The organism is Magnetospirillum sp. XM-1 (assembly GCF_001511835.1).
Classification (GTDB): domain Bacteria; phylum Pseudomonadota; class Alphaproteobacteria; order Rhodospirillales; family Magnetospirillaceae; genus Phaeospirillum.
Genome location: NZ_LN997848.1, coordinates 2,394,236 through 2,419,445, shown reverse-complemented (window position 1 = coordinate 2,419,445; position 25,210 = coordinate 2,394,236). Strand labels below are relative to the sequence as shown.

Below are 25,210 nucleotides of genomic sequence, written 5' to 3'. Positions count from 1 at the left end.
GCTGTCACCGAAAAGGCTATTGTTGCAGGCTAGGCCACAGAGACGGCGGAATGCTGGCGATGTAATCGAATTCGCCATTTCCCTTGGGACGGAACACCACCAGGGTTCCTTCCTTGGGGAAATAACCGATCAGGTCCATCAGGTTCGGCGCATGGGCGATCAGGAGCCGATTCACTCCATTGGCGACCGGCGCCGAAAGAAGGCGGCGGGTATTGGCGATGTTTGGCTGCTTTTCGGCATCCGTCAAATTCGCCGTGTAAAGTAGCTCATTGTCGAGCGTAAACGTGTGGTTTGGGAAAGCCGCCGCCACTGTGTCCTTGACCCGGCATAGCGGGCTGATGCGGATTTCGCCAATGGGAATGCGGGCCTTTCGAACTTCCTCGCCGACCTGGGCCGCCATTTTGAGCCCATCCTCGGTCAGCGGCCGTTGCGTGGAGCAGTCGTTGAGATCGACGGAGGGATATCGATCCGGCTTGGTGTTGTCGGTGCGGCCATGGCGCATGTAAAGCGCCCAGCCTCCCCGGCGCAACTGCTCCAAGGTTTCCTTGGTGGCGGTGATCTCCTTAAACTTAGCCGCCTCGGCCGGTGCGGCGCCGGTAGCGTCGGCATGGGCGGCGACTGGGCCGAGGACGGCTGTCGCCACAAACAGGGCAATGGCCATGTGGACAGTGATCTTCATCGCTATTACTCCCCCTGCTCGGGATCCGCGTGGCGGCGAGCGATTTCAACAAAGTCATCGCGGCGCGACAGGAAAGCGTCGACCACATCGGGGTCGAAATGTCGGCCGCGTCCCTCGGCTATGATCGCGGTGGCGTCCTCGATGCTCATTGCCGCCTTATAGACCCGTCTGCAAATCAGGGCGTCGAAGACGTCGGCCAGAGCCATAAGTCGGGCCGAAACTGGGATGGCCTCGCCGCTCAGGCCCGTTGGATAGCCGCTGCCATCCCATTTCTCATGATGGCCGATGGAAATCTCATGCGCGACTTTGAGGAATGAGAATGCCTCGCCGGCTTGGGCTGCCATCTTGTTGTCGGCCTGCGCCAATGCCTGATCCATGGCACGGCTAATAGCTTCAGCGCCGATAGCCGGATGCGTCTTCATCACCTCGAATTCGTCAGGCGTTAACCGCCCAGGCTTGAGCAGAATTGCATCAGGAATACCAACCTTGCCAATGTCGTGCAGCGGTGCAGCCTTAACCACCATACCGAGCCGGGGGCCGACCAAGGCTTGTTGGAAGCGCTCATGATTGGCAAGGCGGCGGGCCAGGAGATCGACATAGGCCTGCGTCCGAATGATATGGTGGCCGGTCTCGTTATCTCGGGCTTCTGCAAGACAAGCCAGGGCGCGGACACTGAGATCCTGGATGAGCAGATTTTCGCTCATGCGCCGGGCGACCTCTTGCTCCAGCCAGTCATTCTGGCTGGCCAGACGGTCTCGCGCGCGCTTGAGCTCGAGATGGGTGCGGACCCGCGCCAGCACGATCGCGGGGACGATCGGCTTGGTGATGTAATCGACCGCCCCCAAAGCTAAGCCACGCTCCTCATCCTCTGTGGCATTCATGGCGGTGATGAAGATCACAGGAATGTCATGTGTCTCGGGATCCGAGCGGAGGCGCTCAAGGACGGCGTATCCGTCCATGCCGGGCATCATGACATCCAATAAAATGATGTCTGGGCGAGGAGTTGAGCCGACTATCCTTAAAGCACGCTCGCCCGAATTGGCGACACGGACTTGGTACAACAGCTGGAGAAGCTCCCCCAAGATGGTCAGATTCTGTGGGGTGTCGTCAACGATCAGGACGCTTGTCAGCGGATGCGGGCCCGAGTCCTGGTCCATAGGTGGATCCTTGTCATAGCCATCCCCATGGCAAGTCGCCTAACCATAAACTTTCGAGATAGTCTATTCGGTTCGGCGAGGCAGTGAAAAGCATATTTTCACCCCCCCCTCATCACCATCTTCAATCCAGACTCGGCCCCTTGCGGCTTCGACAATTTTCTTTACTAGGGCAAGGCCGATGCCCGTTCCGGGCCTGTTAAAATCAGCATGAAGCCGTTCAAACAACCAGAATACTCGATCGCGGAATTCACATGGTATTCCTATGCCGTTGTCGGCAACCGAAAAGACAACATCGGATCCATCGAGATTTGCAATGATGGCAATGTGGAGGTCGCGCTCCGGATCTCGGTAATCGATGGCATTGGTGATAAGCGCCCTGAAAATCGCAGTCAGTTGGTCAGAGTTCAGCCAAACGGACGGCATTTCAGCTCGAGTGATCTTGCCCCCGGCATCTTCTAGCCGGTGGCCAACCTGTCTGATGGCGATATTGAGTGCATTTTCCGCATCACAGAGCGCGGAAGGATCTGGAGCCTGGCAGGCCGCGAGATACAGCACGACGTCATGAAGCATGGTCCGCAGCCGTACAGCCCCGTCCATTATCTGTGCCAGGGACATTTCAGCGGCTTCATTCAATGGCTTCGGCAGTGAGCGCTGCAGCAATTGGGCGAAGGTGAACTGGCGCCGAACCGGCTCCTGCAAGTGGTGCGCAAGGATTTCCAGGAGGCGGCTTAATTCCGCCTCAAGAACGATATTTTGGTCATACAGCCAATCGCGCGTTGCCTTCATATCCAAATGATTACGGACCCGCGCTTCGACGATGGCCGGACGGATCGGCTTCGTGATGTAGTCCACCGCGCCCAAGTCCAGCCCTTTACGCTCATCCTCCGTGCTATCTAGCGCGGTCACGAAAATCACTGGGATCTTTCGCGTCTCAGAATTTTCCCTGAGCCGCCGAAGGCACTCATAGCCATCCATAACCGGCATCATCACATCGAGCAGAATGAGGTCGGGTTGTGGATAGGTAGAGGCGATTTTCAACGCACGATCGCCCGATGTCGCCACCTTGACCAAATATGATGGCTGCAATAACTCGCCAAGAACTTGGAGGTTCTCGGCAACGTCGTCGACGATAAGAACGACAGGACGCTCGCTTCTCATAACCATTTTAAGCTCAAAGAACCTGAAGTAGCTCACATGGTAATACTAAAGTAATTTTGCGACAACAATGGTCTCGCGCGTTTGCGCTGTGGTTGTCTGGACGTCCGGATTGGGTCAACCTGAGCCGGTCGGCCCCGGCGCGGCAGGCGACCGCAGTGCCCCGGCAACCGCCAGTCAGCGGGAACGCCCGCTATGCCGGGTCAGTGTCGCTATCGGACCCAGACTGCTACCACCCCCGCAATAGCAGCCATCACAGCCAGCCACGCAAACCATGGCTTGGAGCGGCGGCGAATTGGCGGAGGCGCAGATAGACCAAAGTGACGCATGAGTGTTCCAAAATGCAGATGGCCGACCGGGTGGCTGTCGAAGGCGGCCCGGTCGGCCTCGCGGGGGGCCGAATTGGCGAAACTGCTCCCCTGAAGGAATTGTGCTCTATCTCCAAGAGCAGTCAAGCAATTGATACCGGCAGACAAGACGCGCGGTGAGCCCGTTGGCAGCCGCGCAGCAAGTGACCGCTATGCCCCCAGGTTGGGCTGATCCCATAATCTTGGTTTCAATCTGTCACTTGATCAGACCGTCGTCAGTATGCAATGAAACGCTCCCAAGGGGAGTGGATCATGAAAGCTGTTGCCCTTGGCGATCTTTATCAGAGTGACGGTCGGAGCCGGACGGTTTGGTCGGTGGACAGCATCATCGACGTCCCGAAGTCGGGAACCATGGTGCGGCTGGCGAAGATTGATGGTTATGGCTCGGTAACCGTCCATCTGTCTCAACTGGGAGTCGGCAGCGGCTTCACCAAGATCGATGAGGTCCTTATCCAGACCCGTTGACACGCCAAATGATGGAACTGCGTGTTTATAGTGTGTGCCCGAATTTCAAGTGGATCTGCATTATCGGGTGCATTCCAGACGGAATCGAAGCACACTTTGGGCGTGGCTCTCATATAGCCAACGGCGTGAAAAGTGGGCTTGGCATTTCCGATGAAGATCCTTATTGCCGATGATCACCAGTTGTTTCGCGAGGGTCTGCGTCACATCCTCACCCTGTACGTGGAAGCTTCGCAAATTGTGGAAGCGAGCAGTTTCGCAGAAGTCGTTGAGGCGGGAGAGCGTGAATCGGGCATCGACTTGGCTCTGCTCGATCTAACAATGTCCGGTGGGCCTTGGCCTGAATGTCTAAGAGTCCGTCCGTGAAGTTTCCTATGATTTCCGGTGTCTTGCTATCCTTCGCAGCATGAGGCGGATCATGGCGAGGCGAAGAAACGCCAGCGCCATCCTGGCGAGATTCTCGAAGTCCTTGGCGAGACGGCGACAACGCCCCAGCCACCCGAAGGTGCGCTCAACGATCCACCGCTTTGGCAGAACTTCGAACCCCTTGGCGGTGTCGGAGCGTTTGACGATTTCCAGGTGCCACGCCCCGAGTGCGCGGACGGCTGCCGCGGTGGCGGCCCCCTGGTAGCCGCCATCAGCGAACACCCGAACGATGAAGGGGAAGAGGCGCCGGACCTCCTTGAGGACCGGCAATCCGCCATCACGATCCTGGACATCGGCCGGTTGGACATGAGCCGCGAGGATCAAGCCAAGCGTATCGACGACGATGTGCCGCTTCTTGCCTTTGACCTTCTTCCCAGCGTCGTAGCCCGATGGATCAATCCGCGCCCCCCTTTTTCCGCGCCCTTGACGCTCTGGCTGTCTATGATCGCCGCCGTCGGGCTGGCTTCTTTGCCGGAGAGTTCCCGCACCTCGATGAACAGGGCGTGATGGAGGCGTGCCAGCGTGCCATCCCATTCCCACAGCCCAAGATATTCATGCACCGTGCTTTTGGGCGGCAGGTCCGTGGGCAATGCTCGCCACTGGCAACCGGTCATCAACACGTAGAAGATCCCATTCACCACTTCACGAAGATCCACCGTTCGCTGGCGCCCGCCGCGCTTTGCCGGTGGGATCAGCGGCGCCACCAGCGACCATTCCTCATCCGTCAGATCACTTGGATAGCGAAGTCCGCTCCGCTCATAGAGCCGTCGGTTGTCCTTGGTCCACATGGCGCCCCCAGCATTTCTCTGGAGACCCATGGAATCATAACCGATTCACCTGATTCAAGAACCTTCCGGACGGCCTCTTAGCCTTGCCGGTCAGACGCATGATTTCGACGGTCCCAATGCCGTCGGCGGTCAGCAACACGATCCGCGCTCGCCAGACGTGCTTCTGTGGGCTGTTGCGGTCCGCGACCACCGCCTCAAGGCGGATCCGGTCGGCGGCGCTAACTTCGACGATGATCCCTTCGCGCATCCCCCAGACTCGCACATCCGGCCAGCCGGGGGAATCCACCACAGGACTCTTCCGTCATGTGTGGACAGCCCCTGCGTTGCAAGGAGATTTTTTCGCGCTGACGCCCCGGTCGGGTGCAGTCATGTGTCCGGCCTGTTTGCGCGGCACTCTGACCGCTGGCCATGATGTGATCCGTGAAACGGCTCCCGATCAGATTTACGACCTTGGCGGCCATGACGTACGCTGGGTTTTGCCGTTCCTTGGATTGACCGGTCGCCATCACGCTTTCATCGCCCTCGCAACTGGTTGTTCCTCGCGCTCTTTCTCAGGCGGCCTGTGCTGCCGCGTCGTGATAGAGGCCACCCTTGGCGAGGATGGCCCAGGCGGTGCGCGCCATCTTGTTGGCCAGGGCGACGGAGATCTGCCGTGCCGTCTTACCCCGCGCCATCATGCCCGCCAGCCATGTGCCTTGCTCTTTGCGCCGCCGCCATAAAGTGCCGGTGGCGCCGACCACCAGGAGCGACCGCAGATAGCGGTCCCCAGCCTTGGTGATCGGCCCCAGCACGGTTTTGCCACCGGTGGAATTCTGCGATGGCACCAGCCCCAGCCAGGCGGCGAAGTCTCGCCCCGTCTTGAAGCGCTTGGGATCGCCCATGGCGGCAACGATGGCGCTGGCGATCAGCGGGCCGATGCCGGGAATGGAGGCGACCCTCTGGCTGTCGGCGTCGTTACGGTGCCATCTCAGGATTTCGTGATCCAGCGCATCGATCTTGGAGTCGGTCTCACGCACATGCGCGGCCAGCATCGCCATGGCTTCACGAGCCGCCTGAGGCAATGCCGCATCCGGTGCGTCCAGCGCACAGACGACCAGCCTTGCCAGCCCACCTTGCCCCTCCGGTTCGATGATGCCGTATTCGGCAAAATGCGACCGCAGCGCATTGCCGAGCATGGTGCGCTGGGTCACCAACAGGCGGCGGGTGCGATGGAGCATCAGCACCGCTTGCGCCTCCTCGCTCTTGACCGGCACGAACTCCATGTGCGGCCGTGTCACCGCCTCGGCGATCGCCGCAGCGTCGGCTGCGTCGTTCTTCCGTCCTCGCTTGACATAGGGCTTGACCCGCGAGGGCGGGATCAGGCGCACCTCATGCCCCAGTTTGGCCAGCGTCCGCGCCCAATAATGGGCTGAGGCGCACGCCTCCATCCCCACCACGCAGGGCGACAGCTTGGCGAAGAACGTCACGACCTCGGAGCGGCGCAACTGCCGCCGGATCGTCACGGCACCGTCGCCATCGACCCCGTGGACCTGGAAAACCCGCTTCGCCAGATCAAAACCAATCGTGCTAACCTCGGTCATGGACGGCCCCCTTCAAATGGTGTGTCTCGACAACCACCATCTTGGCGCATTGCGACGCCGGTGAGCAGGGGCCGTCCACCCCATCAGATTTTGACCACTAGTCGATCCCGAGCTGATGGAGACGATGCGCCAGTCCTGACGTTGCTAGATACGTTAATAGCAACAGAAGCCGACGCCGGATCGTTACAATACACGAGAATATATACGACAAACACAAAACGATAACGGCCGATGTCGTGAAGCGAAATGGGACAACAAAAACGGGGAGTAACTCCGGTCTCGTTAAAGAAGTTGGATTCGTCAATGAAGGAGCTTGGACGGCGGACATAATGTCGTGCGACAATGATGTCGCCGTGTGGTTTTTGACAAGTCGCTCGTTAGTAACGGGGCGGAACTTTAGTCCCGGTAACAAAGGGAAGACAAGGCGGAGTTTAGCTGACCCTATGTCCCATAAATTTCAGCCCAAAAACGATTCTGGCCGACACGGCCACCACACGATGATCTTGGTCATTTTACCAATTTCAATTCATCAAATGAAAATATTTTTGCGAAAGCATACCAGCCGACAGGCCTATCACCAGGCTTTGTAATGCGACCACGCCCACGATCACCCAGTTGACCTCGCCCGGCCCCGGAACCTCGACGCGCTCGACCCGGACTGGTCCCGGCACCTCAACGTGCTTGATCTTGACCGGCCCCGGAACCTCGACGCGCAGAATCTGGACGGGCGGCTGATCTTGCGGCCAAGGCGCACCGGCCCGCAACTTAGTCGCTAGATCAAGCACGCACTCACGCATCGAGAATGGAACGCGAACATTCATCTCGATGACCCCTGCCGCCCGTTGCTTAGCCCGGTACGTCTCAACCCGCTCGCTGTTACTCTTAGCCATGTTGCCGACTCCGTTACAACATACGTTGACAGAAACATAAGCCGAAGTCGCATTGTTACAAGATACGAAAATAAACATGACGCTTAAAAATTAACGGCTCCCGGCAAGGCGAAATAAAATGGGACATTAATAACGGGTTGCTTATCCAGGTACTTTAGAGAGTCCTTGGTGGCCACAGAAGGATCTTGACTGCTGGAAATCTGATCGTGTGTAACCATCAAGGAATGCGATTTGGCGCGACGTCGCCGTTAGTAACGGGCTGGTGCTCTAGTCCCAGTAACATAGGGCATCAGTTGCGACGTTTAGTCGACCTTCTGTCCCACAAATTTCGGCCTGAAAATGATTCTGGCCACCAGCTTGCGCTGATGCGCGGACTGGGAAACAGGTGAGCGGGTGGGCCAAATCCGCGGATTTGGCCCACCGATCTGAACGGCAATTGTGGCGCCTTGCGCCAAGCTGAAAATCAGCGGCCAGAGCCCGGAATTGAAGAACAGGATTGAGGCGGGTGATGCCCCATACATTCGCGGATCAGCGCTCTCTGGGCTTGCGCTCCAACCTAATGCGCAGAAGGATCTACAGCTGTATTTTCCTCCACCCAACGACTGCTGATGGGGGCGGTGCGGCCATCCATCCCACCGCGGCCAACCGGCCCTTCGTGACCCGACTCGGCCGTTCGAGGTGCCTGCGCACCGCCACAGCCGTACATGCATGAAATATGCTTTACCTAATATACCTCTTTTGTTAATTTCATATAACCTTGGGATGGGCGGGCGTGACCTTAGGTGGCTGAGCATCCATCATATGGGCCTCTGTGCTCGAAGCTTTCAGCACTGCGTAACAACGTCGACATGACGAAGGCAGAGATCGAGCTGCGCCGGAGCGAAGGTCTAGATTGTCAGAAGCAAGAGCATCGGCTCTCGGTGTTGCTTGAGCGGCTGGTCCGATGTGAAGCGAGTATGACGGGGCTCTCCCACGGGATGAGGCTCTGTTGTGATGAGCAGCAAAGAGAGAATGCATAAATCGGATCATAACCGATAGCGTTTGGGGGGGGGATTGCGGGAAAAGGGGACAACCCCCGTCGCGCAAGGTGGAACGCGGTCTTCAACGACGACACCAGTGACGACGACAATTCATGGTTCCGGCATGACCAAGGTGCTGGTTCCGGAAGGGGGATTCCTTCTCAGTTCAGAATTCTTCCGCAAGGGGGCCGACCTCATCCTGGTTCGCCCAGATGGCAGTACCGTTGTCATCCTGGACTATTTTGCCAACGACGCTCCACCGCCATTGGTCAGCGATGCCGGCGCCCTGATCGAGGGGGCTCTGGTTACTAGGCTGGCTGGACCGCTGGCTCCCGGCCAGTATGCCCAGGCGGATGGAACGCCATCCAGCGGCAGCCCACAGATTGGCATGGTGGACAAGGTGGCTGGCTCGGTTACCGCCCGGCATGCCGATGGCACCAGCACCACCCTCCAAAAAGGCGACGTGGTGTTCCAGGGCGACGTGATCCACACCTCGGGCGACGGATCCGTCGGTCTGGTTTTCGCCGACCGCTCCACCTTCTCGCTGGGCAACGCCGGCAAGATGGTACTTGACCAGTTGGTCTATGATCCGGACACCCATCAGGGGAAGGCTGAGATCTCGGTGGCCCATGGCGCGTTCGGCCTGGTGTCCGGCCAGATTGCCCATTCCAGCCCCGATGCCATGATCATCAAGACCCCGGCGGCTTCGCTCGGCATCCGGGGCACGACCGTGGCCGGTCGGGTGGACGAGCAGGGTCAGACCCAGGTGGCTCTGCTGGGTGATCCAGGCGGTGGTACCGGCGAGGTGGTTCTGCGTAATTCCAGCGGCAGCCAGATCCTGGGGTCGGCCAACACTCTGATCCAGATCGTCTCAGCCTCAGCCCCGCCCTCGCTTCCGGTGCCGGTGGCGCCGACGGTGATCGCCCAGAGTTTCGGCTCGGCGGTCAGCAGCCTGCCGCCTCCGCCTCCTCCTGGTCGGGCCATGGAATGGTCAACGGCACCGGGAAAGGATCAGGTGCCACCGATAAAGGTCATTCAGGAGCGCCCCAACGCAGGAGCCGTGTTGGATATTTCCCACCCCGAGGGCACCAAGGTGGTGGATCCTTCCAAGCTGCCGCCAGAGGCCAAAGCGCCCCAGCCCGACAAGGCGATCACCCCTGACAAAACCCTGGCTCCGGAGAAAGCCACCGAGGCATTCAAGGCCGCGGCGCCGACGGTACAGAAGGACGCGGCTCAGGCTCCAATACCGCGCCAGCGGTTTCGTTCAATCCAAAATCCGATTCCGCTTAGATCAGACAGATAAACAACGCTATGTCCCGTTGCCAACGGGAAGTGGAAGGTTCGTAAGTCCAATGACTGCCCGTACTTCACGCAACAGCTGGTTATGGTTCCGGCAGATAAGCCTTGATCCTCACTTTAGGCCGAGTCGGCATTGAGCATGACCAGCGTAATTGCTCACGGGGTTGACGCTGGGGTTCAGGCGATAGCGAAATTGCCGTCGATGAGTTCCCGGACGGCGTCGAATGCGGCCTGACCTTTCAGGCGGGCTGTGCCGGTGACGGATCGATATCCGGCATGGATCTGGGCACCCCAGTCGGAGCGAAATCCGTTGGTGACCTTGCGGAAAACTACAGATGGCCTGATTTCCCGCTCGGAGATGTTGTTGGTGGGCGGCACTTCCCGATCGGCGAGGAAGACGAAGAACTTGGTGCGCCACGCTTTGATCTGGCGTTGGAGGATCTGTCCGGCGGGATGGGCGGCGGGGGTGGCAACCATTGCATCAAGGCGACGTTCGGCCTTGGCTGCGTAGGCGGCCAGCTTCATACATAGCTTTGACTCATATTCCGAGTCGCGACGCAAGCCTTTCGCCACCCCCGTGAGCAATTACTGAACAGCCTCTCGCTCATTGGGCATCCATATTCATTCTTGATGTCGAGAAAGGAGATGGCGCTCCACTTTTGAGTGTTGCCAACAGTTTTGGTCGGCGAACTTCACGCCTTCTCTCTTTTGCAGAAAATTGGCATCATCACCGCCATGTCGAAAAGCCAGCTCCATCTCTTTGAACAGCGAGCCCCATCGGCGAAGCCTTCATCGCGGGCCGATGGCCGCGCGCCTGCCGATCTCAGCTCGTTACCAGATCAAGAATTGGTGGCAGGAATCGCAACCGCTGGGATTGCGGAAATCTTCGCCCGGATGACCGAATGTGGGCGGCGTAAATTGACCGCGGCTGTGCCAGCCCTTGAGGGTATCTGCAAGAGGTTCTCTGGCTTTGGCCTCAGTGCCTTGATCCGCGAGCAAGCCGTGGCACTTGAAGTCTTGGTTGAAATCGGCGGCCCAGAGGCGGCGACTGCGGTGGAGCGGATCATCACACGAGATATGGTTCAGGGGCCTGGGTTGGTACTGGCTGTTGCCGCAGCAGCTCGAACCGGCGTCACCCTGCCTGCCGCCGTGACGATGCGGTTGCTGCGCCATGACGAACCCGATGTCCGTGCCGATGCCTGTCGCAGCGCACGCTTAGATCCTGATGTTGTCGCTATCTTGTTGGATCTTCAAGATGATCTGCACCCCAGCGTTCGCATTGCCGCGGCCTGCGCCCTTGGGCGATTTGGGAAGGTTGATGCCCTAGAGGCGCTGAGCGAAGCGTTAGAATCGGCGCCCAACCACGAAGTAATCGATGCCTTAGCCGACATTGCCGACGACGACGCCGTCGTGCTGCTTGGTCGGGTGGCACAAGATCGGCCCGACTTGGCCGAAGCAGTGTTATCGGCTCTTGATGAGTGTGGCTCAGCGTTGTCCGCAAAGGTGTCCGATCGGGTTCGGAGATTGTCGAGAGCTACAACCGCCATGATTGGCCCGCACGATATTGTCGTTGAGATCGATGAAATCCCCTATATCGGCAGATGCGAGTTGAAAGGGGAGACGGTGGTGGTTACCTCCGAGTTTGGCTCCAAGGCGCTGGAGGTTGGCGAATTACCGCCTGACGTCGTGGCCAAGCGCCTGCTGGCTGCACTCGTTCGTGAGGCCGAGGGCCATGTCTGACCTCCGGCCCCGTCCCTCCCGTGTTCTTCAGCGGCGCGCCCGCCGTGCGCGGCTGATCCTGATGGCGATCCTCGTCATTGGGCTCGGCGTGGCCTACTATGTTGGAGCGGTCGTGCTCGGTTAATGTCGTCGTCGTCACTCGGTTCCCTTCAATCGAAACCAGCAGTGCTGGGGATAGGTCACAACCTTCCGCGGCACGAAAGGCGAGCGGGACAGACAGTGGAAAGATTGCCCCATGTGCGCCGATTACACTCCGCCTACACACTCAAGCAGCCGACGAAGCTGGGAGGATCTCCGCACACTCGAGCGTGACTATTTTCTGCTGGCGGCATTCGGCGGCCCGTCCGAATGGCAGCCCGTCATGGAAAACCTTGGTCTTGACCGGGTAGAGGCTGCTCGCATCGCCAATGCCATGTCTCCCCTAGCCCTGCCACCGAAGTCAATTGAGGAGCGCAGTCAGCGAGAGCAAGACGCGTTGACATTCCTAGCCAATCGCCCTTTGGGCTCTGCATTGAAGGAGGCCATTGGGCGGCGTGACGGAAGTCTGGATATGCCCATAGAAGAGCCTGCGGCACAGTTCCGGGCGAGAGATGGGGCGCCACCTGATGTTCGAACAGGTGTTTTCTATCACCCCACCAATGAGATGCGGCCTCGATACGGACATGAAGGCCAGAGTCCGCGCGGCGGCGTCATGGCGACCTTGGGAGCGGTACTTAAATCCGCACGAAATACCAGCTATCACATGTTACGCGCCCTTTCCGGGATTTCGAAAAGACATCTCCTGCCTCGCATCAAAGCTATTGGCGGTGCCATTCGGACGGGCGCTGGGGAAACGTTCAGCGCCGTAGCGACCCGCATGGGAATCACGAGGTCGATCCCGCTCACGAGTATGGCTGCCGAGAACAGCGACGGCATTACGCCCACTTCAGATCAAGATCTACGGGAAGCATCGGTCGAACGCTGGCGCCAAATGGGAGAAACCATTAAGGCCATGACCGTTGCTTCTGCTCTACGCGGCTACCCACCCGCTCTCGAATTCATCCGGATCATCGCACCGGACATAGGGCCTTTCGATGATTCGAAGATACGGGTTTCTCCGAGACGCTATCGCCATATCCAAGGGGCACTTAAGCGCGGCGATTCTCTATTCTACAGGGCCTATCGATGGGCTTTTCCGCCCGAAGGCTAGAGCAAGTTGCCTGAAACCTGAATCGTGAGGATTGAACGAAACCGCTGGCGCGGTATTGGAGCCTGAGGGGACGGCGAAGGCTCCTGTCTGAGAAGGTTGGTTTTCCACGCCCCCCCCTACAGACAGGAGGCCCCCGATGGCCGAATTGAGCCCTTTGCGTCGCCGCATGATCGAGGACATGACGGTCCGCAATCTTTCGCCGGCGACGCAACGATCCTACCTTCATGCGGTTTCGAAGTTCAGCCGCTTCTTCAATCGATCGCCGGATCGGCTCGACCTTGAAGACGTGCGCACGTGGCAGGTCCACTTGGTGTCGCAGGGGATTTCGTGGGCCAGCCTCAACCAGTTTGTGGCGGCGCTGCGGTTCTTCTACGGGGTGACGCTGCGGTGCCCCGAGACCCCGGAGCGGATCACCTATGCCCGCCAGCCGCGGCGGTTGCCAGTAGTATTGAGCGCCGACGAGGTGGTGCGCTTCCTGGAGGCGGTGCCCAGCCTGAAGAACCGCACGGCGCTGACCACGGCCTATGCCGCCGGGCTGCGAGTATCAGAGGTGGTGGCGCTCAAGCTGGCCGACATCGACAGCGGCCGGATGGTGATCCGGGTCGAGCAGGGCAAGGGGCGCAAGGACCGCTACGTCATGTTGTCGGCGCAGTTGCTCGGCATCCTGCGCACCTATTGGCGGCTGGCGCGGCCCGGGCATTGGCTGTTTCCCGGCCGCGAGGACAAGCCGATCGAGCCGAATGTGCTGAATTGCGCGTGCCGCTCGGCCTGTGCCGCCGCCGGGATCGACAAGTGCGTCACCGTTCATACCCTGCGCCACAGCTTTGCCACCCATCTGCTGGAAGCGGGCACCGACATCCGCATCATTCAGGTGCTGCTCGGCCACAACAATCTGTCGACCACGGCCCGCTACACCCAGGTCTCCAACGCAATGATCGCCAAGACGACCAGCCCACTCGACGGCCTCGACCTGATGGTGGTGCCGCCGTCCTGAGATGGCAGCCATGGCCGGGGGACTGGAGGTGGCGGACGTGTTCCGCCGCTTCGGCAGTGCATGGCGGGCTGCCCAGGATGGACATCTCGACCGCGGCCGCCGCCGGGTGATGGCCGCCATCGAGGCTTGCCGAACGGCGCAATTGGGCGGCCATAGCGAGTCCTGTGGTGCGTGCGGGCTGGTGCGCATCGCCTACAATTCCTGCCGCAACCGGCATTGTCCCAAATGCCAGGGGCTGGCACGCGCCCAGTGGCTGGCCGACCGCCAAGCCGAGTTGCTGCCGGTGCCATACTTCCACGTCGTCTTCACCGTGCCGGCCGAGATCGCCGCCATTGCCTTCCACAACAAGGCGGTGGTCTACGACATCCTGTTCAAGGCGACAGCCGAGACACTGCGCACCATCGCCGCCGATCCCAGGCATCTCGGCGCCGAACCCGGTTTCGTCGCCGTGCTGCACACCTGGGGACAGGCGCTCCAGCACCATCCCCATCTCCATTGCGTGGTGCCGGCCGGCGGCCTGTCGCCGGACGGAAGCCGCTGGGTCGCCTGCCGTCCGGGCTTCTTCCTGCCGGTGCGTGTGCTGTCCCGGTTGTTCCGCCGCTTGTTTCTGGCCCAAATGACGGCGGCGTTCCTGGCGGGCAAGCTCGCCTTCTTCTCCGACCTCGCAGCCCTCGCCGAGCCGGCCGCCTTTGCCCGCCATCTGGCGCCGCTGCGCAAAACCGACTGGGTGGTCTACGCCAAACGCCCATTCGGCGGCCCCGAGCAGGTGCTGGCCTATCTCGGCCGCTACACCCACCGCGTTGCCATCGCCAACAGCCGCCTGGTCGAGATCGCGGACGGCTCGGTCCGTTTCCGCTGGAAAGACTATCGTCATCACGACAAGCAGAAGGTGATGACGCTGCAGCCCGGCGAATTCATCCGCCGCTTCCTGCTCCACGTCTTGCCCGACGGCTTCCACCGCATCCGTCATTACGGATTCCTCGCCAACGGCCAGCGGGCGGCCAAGCTGGAAAACTGCCGTCGCCTGCTGGCCGTGCCGGCGCCGGCAACGGTCACGGCGGGGACGCCCGACGACTACCGCGACCGCCATCACCGCCTCACCGGCCACGACCTCCGCCGCTGCCCATGCTGCGGCGGCACTATGGCGCCGCTCGGCGCCATCCCTCGATCACCGGCCGGCCATGCCGCCTACCGGATCGACACGTCATGACCGCCGTACCGTGCCTGCTCTTGGGAACCGTGCTCGCACCGACGCTGGCCGTCGGCATCGCGCTCGGTCGCCCACATCGTGTCCTGGCGCCCATCATGGTCAGCGCGATTGCCGCCGATCGGCACCTCACGGCAACCGCCGCCGCAATTTTGGTCCTGGCCGCCGCGCCCGTGAACGCCCCCTCGGCCGTCATCTCACCGCCCCAGCCGCCCGGCGCACCCACCGCCACGGCCAAATCCCCATAGACCTCGTCTGCGTCCCGCGGTTTCGTTCAATCCGGCTTCTCAGAGGTCCGGCTCCTTTGAGGCTGCCGTCGTACCGGCCGGACCTCAGAGAACCCTCCAGATTCCCAAGCGGCGCGAGATGTGATTCACCTTTATGTGGAGGTGGATCATGGGCAAAGGGTTGTCATCAGACCTTCGGGTCCGGGTTTACGGTGAGATTGAGCAGGGCCAATCGCGTCGAGCGGCGGCCCGGCGTTTTGGGGTGAGCGCGGCGACCAGCGTCCGCCTTGCGCAACGGATGGCGGCGACGGGTTCTCTGGAGCCTTCGCGGCAGGGGCGTCCGCCGGGCGGCGGCAAGCTGGCGGCCTTTGCCGATCTTCTGGTCGGCTGGGTCGAGGCGCAAGGCGACATCACGATGGTGGAACTGGCGGCCAAGCTGAAGGCCGAATACGGCGTGGTGGCTCATCCTGCTTCATTGTCGAAGTTTCTGGTCAAGCAAGGCTTCAGCGTCAAAAAAAACGCTGCTGGCCACCGAATCCGGTCGCGATGATGTGGTGGCGGAGCGCCGGACCTGGCGGAGCCACCGCCAGGTCCGGATGCGCCAGGAGCCTCATCGGCTGGCCTTCATTGACGAGACCGCCACCACGACCAAGATGACCCGCCTGCGTGGACGGGCTCGGCGAGGGCAGCGGTTCAAGGCCCGCGCGCCATTCGGCCATTGGGGAACGCAGACCTTCGTCGCCGCGTTGCGCTGTGACGGCCTGACCGCTCCCTGGATCATCAACGGCCCCATGAACCGGAAAACCTTCGAGGTCTACGTCGAGACCCAGCTGGCGCCGACGCTCCAGCCGGGCGATGTCGTCATCCTCGACAACCTCTCCAGCCATAAAAGCGAGAAGGCCAAGGCCATCCTCAAGGAACGCGGGGCTTGGTTCCTCTTCCTGCCGCCCTACAGTCCCGACCTCAACCCGATCGAGATGGCTTTCGCCAAGCTCAAGGCCCATCTGCGACGTATCGGCGCCCGCACCATCGACGCCCTTTGGAAGGCCGTTGGCAATATCTGCGACCTCTACACTTCCGACGAATGCTGGAACTATCTCAAGGAGGCTGGGTATGTTTCAGATTAAAGGCTCGGTGCTCTAGTGATGGAACCAATACGGAAAGTCGCCCCGGTGCCGGGGGCAGATGCCGACTGACTATCGTTTGCGCAAGACGTGCCTGCGGAGACGCGCATAGGTCATCCAATGGCAGAAGTTGCGAATCTCGCTCGCGAGCATGCGAAGAAAGTCATCTTTCAGACACAGAGGCATGGAACTCCCTCCCCGAGATATGCATTCAGCCATAGGTTTCATTGCCACAATAATATCAGACGATACCGCAAGTGAAGAGCCAGTTCCTCCCCCGTCATTCTGACGGACCGGAGTGGCAGGATAGTTGGATCACTCAGAAATTTTCCATGATCTTGGCCTTCTGTCCGTCGTAGTCGGCCTGGCTGATCAGGCCCTCGTCGAGAGCGGTCTTCAGCTTTCTCAGGCGATTGATCGGATCGTCGCCTCGGCTGGCAACCACCGGCTTGGAGCGATCAGAAGGAATGGGAACGGCAGGCTTCGGCCGGGCATTGGGAGTGATATTTGGCGCTCCACTGGACACCCGATAGAGAAGCCACCTCAGACCTCCGGTTACCGGACTCATGTCCAGCCCTGCGGCCGCGGACAGGATCGCCTTGATCGACGGTATGCGGATGGAATTCGATCCACAGGCCAGCGCAAGCCGTGCCGCCCAATCGCGAACGTAAAGGTCATCGAAGGCTGAAAGCCGCTGGAACAGTTCCGAGCCATGCGGATTGAGGAAATCCGATCGGGTGAAGATGAGGTTCTCGCCACTGTGGCAGTGCTTGAGCAATCCGGGTTCGAACACCAAGGCCCGCAACGACAGTTGCATCACCAGCATGGAGAAGTGATCCAGCGTCGCATCGAAATGCGTCTCGTTGCGTTCGGGGTGCTGGAAATTGATGCTGCCGAGCAAGGTGCAGGGCAGCCCGCTCAGTTCAGGAAGATACATTGAATCGTAATCGATCAGCTTCAGCCGACCATCAGGTCCGATCAGAATGTTGTCGTGTTTAAGGTCGCCATGGGCGACGCCACGGTTCAGCAGATCCAGGCAAAGCCGCGCCCAGGCACGGCTCAGGCCTGCGATGCCGCCGCGCTTGTCGCTATCGCACAGGGTCTGGACCAAGGCGCCGATGGTGCGGCCAGGGACCCAAGGCATGCTGATGACCGGATATTCACCGTGCTTGGCGATGGACGACGTCACGTAGAGTTCGTCGCGGTAAAACCGAAGCGGAACCATATAGGGCGAGCCGCTGGCGGCGACGAAGGCGGAGATTGCTTTGTAGCGGCGCTCCAGATCGGGAAGATCACGGATGAAGCACTTGATCGCCAAGAGCGATCCCTCGGAATCGGTGACCCGGAATACCCCGGCGAAGTTTCCGGCGAGAAACTGCGGGTGGCCTCGGGCATCCTTGAACGGTGTCACCTGTAGAGTGGCGAACCGGGCCTTGGCGTTGGAGAGTGCCGCCTTGTAGTCCGCCAATACCGGGAACGTCACTGTTCGAACTCCGTTGCCCGATCCCGCGAAGAAGCCTCGGCGGCTTGGTTAAAAACGATGGCTGGCCGGGTGCCGATATCGAGCAGTTTGACCAGTGCGATGGCATCGGCATTGAACGCCATGCCGCGCAGGGTCGGCGTAGTTTTCAGGTCGCGCTCGAACAGTTCGCAGATGATGGCACGATGGCGGCCCGACAACTCGCTCGACATCTCGAACAGCAGGCGGGCATAGGTGTCGTCGGGCAACTGGCCGGCGCTGGACGGGAACACCACCGGCGCGTCGTCGCCGCCGGAAATATGGCAGTTCATCAGCAGGACGTGGCCGTCATTGGTCTTCAGCCCGGTCAGCCGCCGGGCGGTCGCCAGAAGTTCTTCGTCACTGTCAACATCGTTGGCCATGCCGTCAGTAATGTTGATGACGGCCGGGGGGAATGACCCTGGATTCGCGGAAATCCAGGGTTCCAGGATCGATTGCGCCAAGCGCAGCGCTCCGTTCATCGGGGTGCTTTCCACCGCCACCGGCGCCACCCAACGCGAAACGGCGACCCGTTCGACCACCGGCTGGCCGCGAACCATGATGGTGGTTTCTTCCTCGATGGTATCGGCGTTTTCAGCCACCTCGGAGATGGGCACCAAGCTGCGCCCGGCAAGGTTCCCTAGCCAGCAGAACTCGGCGCGGTTAGTGCGCCCATAGCCGATGACGCCGATGTCGAAATAGTCCCGGACACCTTCATCACGCATACAGCGGTTGATCAACTCGTCGAGGGTTCGGTTGAGCGCATCCGCCACCACCTGGGCCCGGCTGATCGTCTGGCCGTTATCATCGACACCGAAGGTGGTGTTCATGGATTTGGATTGATCCACCAGAAAGATAAAGGCGCCGCGCTGGTCGCGGCTGATTTCCTGTGAATAGGCCACGGATCACGTCTCCTGTGGTTGAACAACGGTAGGATTTACGCTGGAGGGGATCTCTGCCGACGAAATCAGTTCATATCCGGAGCCTTGATCATGGAACAACCGGAGGCCCTGAATCTCACGCGCCATCACTTTAGCAAAGACTATGGCTCCATCAAATTTTTGGGCAAAACAGCAGGAAGTGCTGACGGCAAAAGCGCGAAGATGAGAGTGATTATTAAGATCTTTTGTTGGCAAGATATTGTTATGCTCTTGCCGACTATTGTCGAGCAGGCGAATTTGTGCAACAAGACATGTATGTATTTTTCTCTTTCCCAGAGGAGTTAGGTTATGGCTGCACAGATGGCAACAGGTATGGCTGGTGGCGCCGCCGCGAACGCAGCCGCTCCCGCAGCTGGCGGCGCGGCCATGGCTGCAGCGGCGGCTCCGGAAATCGAACGTGAGGGCGCCGCCCAGGCTGCCGGCATGAAGGCCGGTGGGGCCAAGGCCGGCGCCGCCAATGGCGCCGCGGCCAAGACCGGGGCGGCTAAGGCTGCCGCGGCAGAGGTTGAGCGCGAGGCGGTGACCGCCAAGGCCGCGGGCATGAAGGCCGCCGGGGCCAAGACGGCTGCTGGTGGCGCTAATCAGGCGGCCATGGCCGCCAAGGGAACTGGCGCAGCCACCAAGGTCGCCGCGACCGGCGTCAAGGGCAAGGCCATGGTTGCCGCCGGTGGAGCCGGTGCCGCAGCGGGTGCCGCCACGGGTGCTTCGGTCACTGCCAGCCCCATCGCCGCCGCAACCAGCAGCAGCGCCATGCTGTCCGCCAAGGGCGTCAGCTTGGGTCTGGGTCTGGGTCTCGGCGCCTGGGGGCCGGTGCTGCTGGGCGTGGTCGGAGTGGCGGGCGCCATCGCCCTCTATGGATATTACAAGAACCGCAATGCCGAGCCGGCTGCGGCCGAAGCCGTCTGAAGGAGGACGAAATGACCGCACAGACTATCGGGTTGTCGCAAGAAACCGGAACCAGTTACAAGCCGCTGGTGATGGCTGCCCTCAGCTATCTCGGCATTCTTTGTTTTGTGCCTTTGATGCGCAACAAGGATGACGAATACGTTCAGTTCCATGCCAAGCAAGGGCTGGTGCTGTGGATGGTCGCGGTCCTTTCCATGTTCGTCCTGGAAATTCCCGGCATCGGAAAGTGGTTCTTCGGCTTCTCGTCCATGCTGGTTCTCGTGCTGTCGGTGGCCGGGCTGGCCTCGGTGGCGTTCCGCCGCGCCTGGAAGCTGCCGCTGGTCGGATATATCGCCGACCGTATCTGAGACTGCTGAACGGATCCGCCGCGCCGAGATGACTCCATGGTGTCATCTCGGCGTTGGCGTTTTTGTGGGGCGTTTCTGGTCACATCCGGCGCCACCAATCGAGGGTGCCGCGCAGCAAGGCGGGGCCGTTATCGACAATTTCGATAATGCCCATGGCCACGGCAGCCAACCCCAGCAGAATGCCTATCTTCAGCCTGCCGTTCCGAGGCAGTTGATCGCGAGAGATCATTGCCGCATCCCCATGGCGGGGGTCAGCCACAATCGGTGCGGTCGCCGTTTCGCTTGGCGCCGCAACTGCATCCACCGCCACACGACGCTCCGTCGGACGGCCGCCACATCCGCCACAGATGACGGATGACCACGAAGGCCGCCCCCGCTCCCACGACGGTAATGGCGCCTATATCCCAGAGTGATCCCCAAGCCATGGCGCAACGCTTCTTTCATCAGGAGGTGGCGGAGCAACTCCGCCACCCGAACAAGCCTACAAGAATGTCCCGCCGATCCGGCTGGCGGCCAGGGCCAGCAGCCAGGCGAAGGTCAGGGAATAGGCCACCGAGAACCCGGCCCACCGCCAGCTCTGCGCCTCCTTGCCGATGATGGCGATGGTCGACAGGCAAGGCGCGTAGAGCAAGGTGAAGATCATGAAGGCGATGGCCGTGGCGGGCGGCATGGCGCCCCTCAAGGTCTCGGTCAGCTGGTCAGACCCCTTCTCCTGGGCATAGATGACGGCATAGGTCGCCACCACCACTTCCTTGGCGACAAAGCCGGTCATGATGGCCGCAGAATCCCGCCAGGAAAAGCCCAGCGGCTGGAACAGCGGCGTCACCGCGATGGCCGAACGCCCCAGATAGCTCTTTTCCAGTTTCTCCTGCGCCTGGGCACTTTTCAGCGTCTTCAGCGCTGTTTCCTTTTCCGGGCTGTCGGGAAGCGCGGTCTGTTCGGCGATGACGGTCTCGAAATCCTGGGAATAGGTGATGTCGCGGGGGAATTCCTGGAGGAACCAGATCACGATGGAGCCCACCAGGATAACGCCGGTGACCTTGGCGACGAAGCCCTGAGCGCTGTCCCACATATGGTGCAGCACCGAATGCAGGGTCGGCAGACGATAGGGCGGCAGTTCCATCACGAAGGCGTCGCCACCGCTGCCGGGGATGATGCGGTTCAGCAACACCGCCGAGACCATGGCGGCGACCAGGGACAGCATATACATGGCGAAGACCACGGTCCCGGCGATATCGGCGAAGAAAGCTCCGGCAAACAGGATGAAGACCGGCAGTCGGGCCGAGCAGTTCATGAACGGCGCGATCAGCATGGCGATCAGACGCGCCCGCTTATTGGTGATGACGCGGGTGGCCATGACGGCGGGGACATTGCAGCCGAACCCGGCCACCATGGGGATCAGGGTAGTGCCGTGCAGGCCGAAATGGTGCATCACCCGGTCCATCAGGAAGCTGGCGCGGGCCAGATAGCCGGTGCCGCTGAGAATGGCCATGAAGAAGAACAAGATTACGATATTGGGCAGGAATACGATGGTTCCGCCGACGCCGGCCATGACGCCGTTGACCACCAGATCATGGAACATGCCCTCGGGCAGGGTCTTGTCCACCAGATCGGTGGCCAGTTGCACCCCGGCCTTGATCCAGTCGGTGGGAATGGCGCCCAGGCTGAATGTAGCCTCGAACATCACCCACAAGATGCCCAGCAGCAAAGGCAGGCCCAGGGTGCGGTTCAGGAAGAAATCGTCGAGGATACGGGTCAGCTTGAACCCGGCGGTGGGATCGCCCTCCTGCTGGCGGACTTCGCGCAGCAGGCCGTTGGAAAAGGCGAAGCGGGCCGAGGCCAACAGGCTGGCGGTATCTTCATCATGCTCGTGGGCCAGGGCCGATTGCTCGCCCTTGATCTCCTCGACCAGTTCGACATGGTTGCTTTCGTGGCGCAGAACCTCGTCATCGCCTTCCAGCATCTTGATGGCCAGCCAGCGCGAGCGCACCGGGCTCAGCTCCTGGGGGTGCAGCTTGGACAGATGCTGCTGGACGCGCTCGATGGCCGCCTCCAGATGGCTGTCATAGTGCAGCCGCAACGGGGCGGCGGCGGGGGTTGCCGAGGCCATGGCCGCCACCGCGTCCAGCAGGGCGTCGATGCCCTCCTTCTTCAGGGCGCAGGTCTCCACCACCGGCGACCCGAGGGCCGAGGCCAATAGGGCGGTGTCGATGCGAATACCGGCCCGCCGGACCTCATCCATCATGTTCAGCACGGTGATGCGGGGCAGCCCAGTCTCGATCAGCTGGGTGGTCAGGAACAGGCTGCGGTCCAGATGACCGGAATCCAGCACATTGACGATGATGTCGGGTTCCTCGCCGTGAATATAGTCGCAGCCGACCTTCTCCTCCGGCGATTGCGACGAGGTCGAGAAAATGCCCGGCACATCGACGATGCGTAACTTGACCCCGCCATGGGTGATCTCGCGCACATTCAAAGAGGTGGTCACCCGTTGATAATTGGCGACGGCGGATTGGGCGCCCGTCAGGGCATTGAACAAGCTGGTGGAACCGGCATTGGGGTTACCCACCAGTGCCACGGTGACGGGGGATTTCATGTGCGGCTACCCTTGGATCGAGGTCGGTGGGGTGATTATTTGACGCGGATGCGGATCTGCTGGGCCTCGGCATTGCGCAGGCCCAGGCTGTAGCCCATCAGGCTGTAGATGCGCGGATCACCTAACGGGGCCGAACGATCCAAGGTGACGGGAGTACCGGCCACTACGCCAAGAGACTGCATGCGACGCTTGAAAACGCCGTCCTCGGTTTCGATCTTGACGATCTCACCCTGCTGCTCGGGGCGAAGGTCGGCAAGGGTGAGAGTGTCGGAATTCATCTGCTGCGCCACGGGACGACTCCTCTGAAACATGGTATCGCGGCCCTGGATGATTTTCTGGCTGTCCAGGGCCGGCACGAAAACGGCTAAAGCTTGAAAGAGGTCCTGAGGCCCAGCACGCTGGCATCGGGAATGGTCTTGGAGGTGTTCTCGGGCAAGGTGGTGGTGCCGCCCGGATGGAACAGGTACTGGCCAAAACCGGTAACGGACCACCAAGGGGTGACGGCGTAGCTGTACATGATCTCGACCACGGATTCGAAGTCGTGATCCGGCGCGGTGGCGGTGCCAAAGCGGCGAGCATCGGCATCGCGCGACGCCAGTTCGTCACTCATCTTGCCATAGGCGAACGAGATGCCGGTGATGTCGTCATCACGCCCCTCGAAGGTCCCCTTCAGGGTCAGGCCGGTATCAAGCCAATAGGACATCTGATTGCGGTCGTCAGGCATGTATGTCGTGCGGAAGAAGGCGCCGACCCCGCTGTCCACCGTGCCTTCGCGCTTCCACAGCATGTGATCGACGATGCCGTAAACGGCCCAGTTGCCATGCAGATTCCGGGCGACGCCCGAGCTTGCGCCGCTGCCCAGGGACAGGCCGGTATTGTCGAAATGCTGATCGGCAGTCCGGCCGTTGTAATACCAGCCACCAAGCTTGAAAGTCGCTGGCAGTCCTAGCGAGTCCTTGTCCTGGTTGATGGAATAGGCAGCCTCACCGAACCATACCGGGGGAGAATCGAAGGAGAAATCCGTGCCGCTGCGATTGCGCTTCTGGGCATCGTTGCCCACATTGGTGCCAGGCGCCACGTTGCCGGAGAATACAGCGGCCATCAGGCTGATCTCTTCGGTGGGCTTGACCTTCAGGCGGGTGCCCATGTTAGCCAGGGGATAGCCGCCACCGCCCGATGGCATGTTGGCGGCATAGATGGCTGGCCAGCCGAAAGCGCTGTTCACCATATAGGCCGCGTAGGTGCTGGTGAAGAACTCCTCCTGCATGGGGATCTGACCGAAGCGCAGGGAAGCCCTGTCATCGAGCACGCTTTGCTCGAACCACAGCGAGAACAGACGGGTGGAAGGCGCAGCCTCTACACTGGAGACCGGGATCAGGCCGCCGATAAAGTTGGAGGTCAGCTGACGGCCCTGGATATGGAACGCTGTAGCGTGGATTTTGCCGCCCTGCCACCCAACCAGCTTATCCAGATTGACGTCCAGATCACCTTGCAGAAGGGCCGCGCCAACAGCGCGCCGCTTGATGCCGCCCGAGGGATTGCCAAGGGTTTCCGCGGTGTAGGTCGCGGTCAACTCGACGCCCCTGTCGGCCAGATCCGTGCGAATCCCCCCCCAATCGCCGGTCAGCTTCTCACGATCCCAGAACCCCTTTTCTACCTCAGGAGCGACTTCATCTGCAACGGCAGGTAATACGGCAAGGACGAGGGAGGGAAGGACAAGGGCTCCAGCCAAAACGTTCGACAAACTGGCAATCTTCTTCATTGGAATACCCAGCGCAATTAAGTAGTGCGATTAGCTCGCATCTTCAATAGCGCAGATCCCCCCCTCCTGACAAGACTCTATATGGGAGGTCGTGCCCCGCCCAACAGCATGCCGCTGGGGGTAAAAAGGGGGCGCGGATATCGCCATCAGCCGTTCTCGTGGAGGACTGAGTACCAAAATCCATACCATCGTGGACGTGCGTGGATTGCCGGTGAAATTGCTGCTAACGCCTAGCAAAACCTCCGACAAGGCGGCGGCCCCGACCATGCTTGAGGGCTTACCGACGGCTCATACCGGCGAGCCTACGAGATGACCTTTCTGATCCAGGGCTGGAAACAGAGGCTCTTGATCCGGCCGGTTTCGGCGACGAGAGCGTTCCAAGCCTCGCAACAGGCCCGGACGATGGCGGGTTGGTCCGGCCAGACGCAGAGCGAGAGGAAGCGTTCCCGCAGGAACAACCATATGCGTTCGACCGGGTTGAGTTCCGGCGAGTATGGCGGCAGGCGCACGAGTGTGATGTTGTCGGGGATGGCCAGGGTCTTGCTGGTGTGCCATCCCGCACCATCGACGACCATCAGGGCGTGCTCGTCGGGGGGAAGAGTTTTGGAGAATTCGGCCATGAACAGATCCATGGCCTCGGTGGAAACTTCGGGCAGGACGAGGGCGAAGGCGTCGCCTGTCGCAGGTTGGGCGGCGGCGAAGATATAGGTCCAGTCGAAGCGATGGTCGCAGAGGCCGGGTGGGCGCTGGCCCTTGAGCCACCAGCGATGGCACAGCCGCCCTTTCTGCCCGAAACGGGCCTCGTCCTGGAACCACAGGGTGACCCGCTTGGCGGGGTAGGCCATTTGCGTCGCCG

Annotated in this window: 25 protein-coding genes and 2 pseudogenes; 12 read left to right on the top strand and 15 right to left on the bottom strand. The window is 60.8% G+C overall.

The genetic code is table 11. The features are described 5' to 3' along the window. Positions 1-16: 16 nt before the first annotated feature. From XM1_RS11370 to XM1_RS11360, 3 genes are all read right to left on the bottom strand, one after another. Positions 17-679 carry a histidine phosphatase family protein gene (locus XM1_RS11370; RefSeq protein ID WP_068433482.1) on the bottom strand — a complete coding sequence of 221 codons (663 nt, stop codon included), beginning with the start codon at positions 677-679 and terminating at the stop codon, positions 17-19. A 5-nt stretch (positions 680-684) separates the two neighbouring features. Next, the gene (locus XM1_RS11365; RefSeq protein ID WP_068433481.1) at positions 685-1,836 is read right to left on the bottom strand and encodes a two-component system response regulator; all 1,152 of its coding nucleotides are present in this window, start codon (positions 1,834-1,836) and stop codon (positions 685-687) included. 63 nt (positions 1,837-1,899) lie between these two features. Then, on the bottom strand, positions 1,900-3,000 hold the full coding sequence (locus XM1_RS11360; protein WP_068433480.1) for a response regulator: 1,101 nt from the start codon (positions 2,998-3,000) through the stop codon (positions 1,900-1,902). A gap of 611 nt (positions 3,001-3,611) precedes the next feature. On the opposite strand from XM1_RS11360, the gene XM1_RS11355 reads away from it, so the two are divergent. Together XM1_RS11355 and XM1_RS23265 are read left to right on the top strand one after the other, a co-directional pair. Next, on the top strand, positions 3,612-3,824 hold the full coding sequence (locus XM1_RS11355; protein ID WP_231920480.1) for a hypothetical protein: 213 nt from the start codon (positions 3,612-3,614) through the stop codon (positions 3,822-3,824). Between the two features lie 150 nt (positions 3,825-3,974). Next, positions 3,975-4,187, top strand: a complete 213-nt coding sequence (locus XM1_RS23265) for a response regulator transcription factor (protein ID WP_082700462.1) — start codon at positions 3,975-3,977, stop codon at positions 4,185-4,187. Positions 4,188-4,193: 6 nt separating this feature from the next. Here the strand turns inward: XM1_RS23265 and XM1_RS23260 are convergent. The 4 genes and pseudogenes from XM1_RS23260 to XM1_RS11330 form a co-directional block, all read right to left on the bottom strand. Then, positions 4,194-5,035, bottom strand: a protein-coding gene (locus tag XM1_RS23260; RefSeq protein WP_148207253.1) for an IS5 family transposase whose coding sequence is annotated in 2 segments (ribosomal slippage) — positions 4,194-4,663 and positions 4,663-5,035 — 843 coding nt in all. Because the reading frame shifts where the segments join, the coding sequence is not laid out codon by codon here. A 76-nt stretch (positions 5,036-5,111) separates the two neighbouring features. Next, a pseudogene (locus XM1_RS11340) lies at positions 5,112-5,282 on the bottom strand (IS630 family transposase); the annotation flags it as partial. A 304-nt stretch (positions 5,283-5,586) separates the two neighbouring features. Then, complete coding sequence (locus XM1_RS11335; protein WP_068430816.1) at positions 5,587-6,615, bottom strand: IS110 family transposase; 1,029 nt, start codon at positions 6,613-6,615, stop codon at positions 5,587-5,589. A 521-nt stretch (positions 6,616-7,136) separates the two neighbouring features. Continuing rightward, complete coding sequence (locus tag XM1_RS11330; protein WP_068433479.1) at positions 7,137-7,505, bottom strand: hypothetical protein; 369 nt, start codon at positions 7,503-7,505, stop codon at positions 7,137-7,139. Positions 7,506-8,648: 1,143 nt separating this feature from the next. On the opposite strand from XM1_RS11330, the gene XM1_RS11325 reads away from it, so the two are divergent. After that, positions 8,649-9,827, top strand: a complete 1,179-nt coding sequence (locus tag XM1_RS11325; RefSeq protein WP_082700461.1) for a FecR domain-containing protein — start codon at positions 8,649-8,651, stop codon at positions 9,825-9,827. 173 nt (positions 9,828-10,000) lie between these two features. Here the strand turns inward: XM1_RS11325 and XM1_RS11320 are convergent. Then, positions 10,001-10,342, bottom strand: a pseudogene (locus tag XM1_RS11320) (transposase); the annotation flags it as partial. Positions 10,343-10,501: 159 nt separating this feature from the next. On the opposite strand from XM1_RS11320, the gene XM1_RS11315 reads away from it, so the two are divergent. The 6 genes from XM1_RS11315 (at position 10,502) to XM1_RS23255 (ending at position 16,307) form a co-directional block, all read left to right on the top strand. After that, positions 10,502-11,563 carry a HEAT repeat domain-containing protein gene (locus tag XM1_RS11315; RefSeq protein ID WP_068433474.1) on the top strand — a complete coding sequence of 354 codons (1,062 nt, stop codon included), beginning with the start codon at positions 10,502-10,504 and terminating at the stop codon, positions 11,561-11,563. 235 nt (positions 11,564-11,798) lie between these two features. After that, positions 11,799-12,752, top strand: a complete 954-nt coding sequence (locus tag XM1_RS24010; RefSeq protein ID WP_148207301.1) for a hypothetical protein — start codon at positions 11,799-11,801, stop codon at positions 12,750-12,752. 136 nt (positions 12,753-12,888) lie between these two features. Next, complete coding sequence (locus XM1_RS11310) at positions 12,889-13,746, top strand: tyrosine-type recombinase/integrase (protein WP_068428055.1); 858 nt, start codon at positions 12,889-12,891, stop codon at positions 13,744-13,746. Position 13,747: 1 nt separating this feature from the next. Then, the gene (locus XM1_RS11305) at positions 13,748-14,956 is read left to right on the top strand and encodes an IS91 family transposase (RefSeq protein ID WP_369815998.1); all 1,209 of its coding nucleotides are present in this window, start codon (positions 13,748-13,750) and stop codon (positions 14,954-14,956) included. After that, complete coding sequence (locus XM1_RS11300; protein WP_068428062.1) at positions 14,953-15,201, top strand: hypothetical protein; 249 nt, start codon at positions 14,953-14,955, stop codon at positions 15,199-15,201. Before XM1_RS11305 ends, XM1_RS11300 begins: the two co-directional genes overlap by 4 nt. Positions 15,202-15,349: 148 nt before the next feature. Then, a protein-coding gene (locus tag XM1_RS23255) for an IS630 family transposase (protein WP_156428706.1) occupies positions 15,350-16,307 on the top strand; the annotation gives its coding sequence in 2 pieces (ribosomal slippage) (positions 15,350-15,681 and positions 15,680-16,307; 960 coding nt in all). 316 nt (positions 16,308-16,623) lie between these two features. On the opposite strand, the gene XM1_RS11285 is transcribed toward XM1_RS23255, so the two are convergent. Next, positions 16,624-17,787: a serine/threonine protein kinase gene (locus tag XM1_RS11285; RefSeq protein WP_068433469.1), complete on the bottom strand. Its 1,164-nt coding sequence runs from the start codon at positions 17,785-17,787 to the stop codon at positions 16,624-16,626. Next, a complete protein-coding gene (locus XM1_RS11280; protein WP_068433467.1) occupies positions 17,784-18,704 on the bottom strand; it encodes a hypothetical protein in 921 nt (306 codons plus the stop codon). Before XM1_RS11280 ends, XM1_RS11285 begins: the two co-directional genes overlap by 4 nt. Positions 18,705-18,794: 90 nt before the next feature. Here XM1_RS11280 and XM1_RS11275 point away from each other — a divergent pair, with 90 nt between their 5' ends. The 3 genes from XM1_RS11275 (at position 18,795) to XM1_RS11265 (ending at position 19,996) form a co-directional block, all read left to right on the top strand. Continuing rightward, the gene (locus XM1_RS11275) at positions 18,795-19,028 is read left to right on the top strand and encodes a hypothetical protein (protein ID WP_068433464.1); all 234 of its coding nucleotides are present in this window, start codon (positions 18,795-18,797) and stop codon (positions 19,026-19,028) included. A gap of 81 nt (positions 19,029-19,109) precedes the next feature. Further along, a complete protein-coding gene (gene mamG / locus XM1_RS24005) occupies positions 19,110-19,649 on the top strand; it encodes a magnetosome protein MamG (protein WP_231920781.1) in 540 nt (179 codons plus the stop codon). 11 nt (positions 19,650-19,660) lie between these two features. Beyond that, a complete protein-coding gene (locus XM1_RS11265) occupies positions 19,661-19,996 on the top strand; it encodes a hypothetical protein (RefSeq protein WP_011383445.1) in 336 nt (111 codons plus the stop codon). Positions 19,997-20,075: 79 nt separating this feature from the next. Here XM1_RS11265 and XM1_RS24000 read toward each other — a convergent pair whose 3' ends face one another. The 5 genes from XM1_RS24000 to XM1_RS11245 all read right to left on the bottom strand — a co-directional run bounded on the left by XM1_RS24000 (position 20,076) and on the right by XM1_RS11245 (position 25,199). Then, positions 20,076-20,225, bottom strand: coding sequence for a hypothetical protein (locus XM1_RS24000; protein ID WP_156428705.1), 150 nt, complete (start codon positions 20,223-20,225; stop codon positions 20,076-20,078). Between the two features lie 252 nt (positions 20,226-20,477). Continuing rightward, positions 20,478-22,592, bottom strand: coding sequence for a ferrous iron transport protein B (gene feoB / locus XM1_RS11260; RefSeq protein WP_068433463.1), 2,115 nt, complete (start codon positions 22,590-22,592; stop codon positions 20,478-20,480). A gap of 35 nt (positions 22,593-22,627) precedes the next feature. Continuing rightward, complete coding sequence (locus XM1_RS11255; RefSeq protein WP_231920569.1) at positions 22,628-22,882, bottom strand: FeoA family protein; 255 nt, start codon at positions 22,880-22,882, stop codon at positions 22,628-22,630. A 74-nt stretch (positions 22,883-22,956) separates the two neighbouring features. Beyond that, positions 22,957-24,354 (bottom strand): carbohydrate porin, encoded by a 1,398-nt coding sequence (locus tag XM1_RS11250; protein WP_231920780.1) that lies wholly within the window; start codon positions 24,352-24,354, stop codon positions 22,957-22,959. A gap of 302 nt (positions 24,355-24,656) precedes the next feature. Next, positions 24,657-25,199, bottom strand: a complete 543-nt coding sequence (locus XM1_RS11245) for an IS630 family transposase (RefSeq protein WP_068433459.1) — start codon at positions 25,197-25,199, stop codon at positions 24,657-24,659. Positions 25,200-25,210: the final 11 nt, after the last annotated feature.